Source organism: Romboutsia sp., assembly GCF_051659545.1.
GTDB lineage: Bacteria > Bacillota > Clostridia > Peptostreptococcales > Peptostreptococcaceae > JBOFOR01.
This window is the reverse complement of sequence record NZ_JBOFOR010000008.1, coordinates 1-2,986: the sequence shown is the minus strand read 5'-3', so window position 1 is coordinate 2,986 and position 2,986 is coordinate 1. Positions and strand designations below refer to the sequence as shown.

At 29.6% G+C, this 2,986-nt stretch carries 4 protein-coding genes; 3 read left to right on the top strand and 1 reads right to left on the bottom strand.

Annotated features, from left to right (window positions below):
* The 3 genes from ACRC03_RS00405 to ACRC03_RS00395 all read left to right on the top strand — a co-directional run.
* Positions 1-960: DUF3427 domain-containing protein (locus tag ACRC03_RS00405; protein WP_438650563.1), on the top strand; the 960-nt coding region annotated here is incomplete at its 5' end.
* A 213-nt stretch (positions 961-1,173) separates the two neighbouring features.
* A complete protein-coding gene (locus tag ACRC03_RS00400) occupies positions 1,174-1,332 on the top strand; it encodes a hypothetical protein (RefSeq protein ID WP_438650562.1) in 159 nt (52 codons plus the stop codon).
* A gap of 154 nt (positions 1,333-1,486) precedes the next feature.
* Positions 1,487-2,302 (top strand): hypothetical protein, encoded by an 816-nt coding sequence (locus ACRC03_RS00395; protein WP_438650561.1) that lies wholly within the window; start codon positions 1,487-1,489, stop codon positions 2,300-2,302.
* 138 nt (positions 2,303-2,440) lie between these two features.
* Here ACRC03_RS00395 and ACRC03_RS00390 read toward each other — a convergent pair whose 3' ends face one another.
* Entirely contained in the window at positions 2,441-2,833 is a 393-nt protein-coding gene (locus ACRC03_RS00390; RefSeq protein WP_438650560.1) for a (deoxy)nucleoside triphosphate pyrophosphohydrolase, read from the bottom strand.
* Positions 2,834-2,986: the final 153 nt, after the last annotated feature.

Below are 2,986 nucleotides of genomic sequence, written 5' to 3'. Positions count from 1 at the left end.
ATAGATTATATAAAATATGAAGGTGCTCCTGATCCTATTAAGTTTATAGATAATAAAAAGACTTATCTAGGGTTTGTAGCTAATGTTGAAAAAGATAATGATCTTAAAAACTTACTTACCAATACTAACTTTGAGAGTGCTTTGAAAGAGTTAAGCAGCAAGATTCCATTAAAGAGAGTTTATGAATTTGCTATACTTAGATATTTACTAAAGCATGACAATATAACTTTGGAAAAAGCTAAGTCTGACATTTTAAAATATATAAAAGCTGTTGATGAGGACAGTGTAATTCATGCCTTTGAGTATTTAAATCAAGATTATTATGATTCAGTTCAAAAGAATGGTAAGTTAAAGTTAGTGGATTATGAGAATGGATACATTTGTAAAAGTAAGGAGTTAAGAGAGCTTTTAGAAAATAAGGATTATAGAAAATATCTTGAAGATGTAATTAATTATGGTATTTTTAGATATGAAAAAGAGTTTAAGGAAGAGTATTATGGTGTGCCATTCTTTAAGTTATATGAGCAGTACAATATGATAGATGCAGCTTATTTATCTAATCACAGAAAGACTCATACTGCTTTTAGAGGTAGTGGACTTTTAACTAATGGAGATGATTATTTCTTGTTTATAGATCTTCATAAGGAAGAGGGTATAGATGAGAGGATTAATTATAAGGACAAGTTTATTAGTGAAAGGTACTTCCAGTGGCAAAGTCCTAATGCTACTAAGCAAGATAGTGATAGAGGTAAGAATATTATATTTAACAAGGATAGGGGCGTAAGTTTACATCTATTTGTTAGAAAATATAGGGAGCTTGATGGTAAGTCTGAGCCTTACGTGTATATTGGTAAGGGGGATACTGTTGACTTTGAAGGGGAGAAGCCTATTACTATCAAGTTAGAGCTAGAACATGAAGTTCCTGTAAGTATATATAGGGAGTTTGTGGAAAAGGTATAAAATATAAGTCTTAATTTATTTCTTGAGAAGATTAATACCCTGGGTCGTATTTCACGACCCAGGGTATTTTAAGTTCATGTATAAATTATAATTAATAGGCACTTATCAAAAATTTGATAATATAATAAAATTTAGAATTACGACATAGTACAACACGTTTCTTAAAATAAATGTAGTATAATATTTACGAAATTGAATATATAAGGGGAGACAATGATGAAAAAAGTTTTAAAAACACTAGTGATCTGTTGCTTATTGACTGTTATAGGCGTATTTATAGGATCAAGTAGTAAAAGTCTACTAAAGGGAATGTTTAGTAATACAAATTCATCTCCAGAGAACGTAATAGAAAGCAATATAAAAGAGGATTAAAGTTGTATAGAGATTGGTATATTTGTTACATTGGACAATAATTGAGAACTAAAAACTGATGACAGAAAAGCTGTTCTTCAACAGAAGGAAGGTAAATACTAGATAGCAGATGTATAAGAATAAAGAAATTGCTATAGTTAATTGGAGGGATAAAATGGGATATAAAAGAAGTTCTGATATGGAAAAAAAAGTACATAATAGATATAAAAGTGAAATAAAATCACAATATAAAATAGAACAAAGTAAGAAAAATAAAAGAAAATCTAAAGCTCCGATGGCAATTTGTTTAGTTATAGGTATAGGAATAGGTTGGATTACTGAATTTAATATTATAGATTTTATAGAAAATATGTCTAAGTATAAATTAGTCATTGTTAAAAAAGAGGATGATCCTATTAACAATGAATTGAGCTTAAATGATGAAAATTTAAATAAAGAGGAAGAAAAAGAAAATAGTGATAAAGAAGTTGGTAAAGTTGAAAATTCAAACATAGAGCAAGAGACCCAACAACAAAAGCAAGAAACAAAAGAAACTAAACAGGATAAAATTAAAAAAGCGAGACAATCAATAATAAATCAATGTGGAGATGAGTTTAGAGATGTAATTTATATAGGTGAGACAAAATTTAAAGGTGGAAATTATTATTCATTTGGTATAAATATTGATGGAGATGTAGGTGGGGATATGTCATTACTAGTAGATACAAAAACATTTAAAACATATGAATCATCAGTTGATGGATATTTTGGAGAATATAGAGGATATGATAATAATGTGTTTACATTGGACATGGCTATAATGAAAATAAAAAATGAATTGGGATGGGATGAAAATACAAAATATAGCTTAATGGAAGAAAGATATGATGGATTTATAATAAGGACAGGATTTGAAGCAGAAGGAGGAACTGGAACTGGAGAAACATATTATGTTACAAGAGAGAGTGTTAAGGTTTATGGTGGGGAGTAGAGTATGATAGATACAGCTTATTTATAAAGACTCATACTAATTTTAGGGATAGTGGACCTTTAACCAATGGAGAAGATTAATACCCTGTGTCGTATTTCACGACCCAGGGTATTTTTGTAAAGAGTATTATTTAATAGGCTAGATATTTGACAATTGTTCAACTGCAGGTATATCAGCAGGAGCCCATTTTAGAGAATCTAAGTTTTCTCTTTTAAGCCAAAGTAGCTTAGAGTGCTCTGTAGCTATAGGGGTATTCCTTACTAGCTTACATTTTATACATATAAGATTTATGATAAACGTTTCATACTCATGAGTATTGTCATTAAACACGTCTAAAGCCTTAATTTCACATTTTAACTCTTCTTGTATTTCACGTTCTATAGCAGTTTGCAGTGATTCACCGGCTTCAACTTTACCACCAGGAAACTCCCACAGGTTAGGAAGTGCCATTTGTGGAGACCTTAGAGCACATAGTATTTCTTCGTTTTCATTTTCAATAATTGCAGCAACTACTTTTACTTTCTTTTTCATTTGTATCACCTCAAGTTGTTTATATAGGTTTATTATACTTCATGTTTAAGGATAAGAAAATATTAAGCATAAATCTATTATAAAAATAGGAGGTATAGATTATGACTAATTCAGGAATATGAATGGTAGTATTATATACTAGCAAAGGTAATG

What these genes read in the sequence shown, in the direction of transcription:
- ACRC03_RS00395 (WP_438650561.1), top strand. Translation starts at nt 1,487, where the DNA reads ATGGGATATAAAAGAAGTTCTGATATGGAAAAAAAAGTACATAATAGA.
- ACRC03_RS00400 (WP_438650562.1), top strand. Translation starts at nt 1,174, where the DNA reads ATGATGAAAAAAGTTTTAAAAACACTAGTGATCTGTTGCTTATTGACT.
- ACRC03_RS00390 (WP_438650560.1), bottom strand. Translation starts at nt 2,833, where the DNA reads ATGAAAAAGAAAGTAAAAGTAGTTGCTGCAATTATTGAAAATGAAAAC.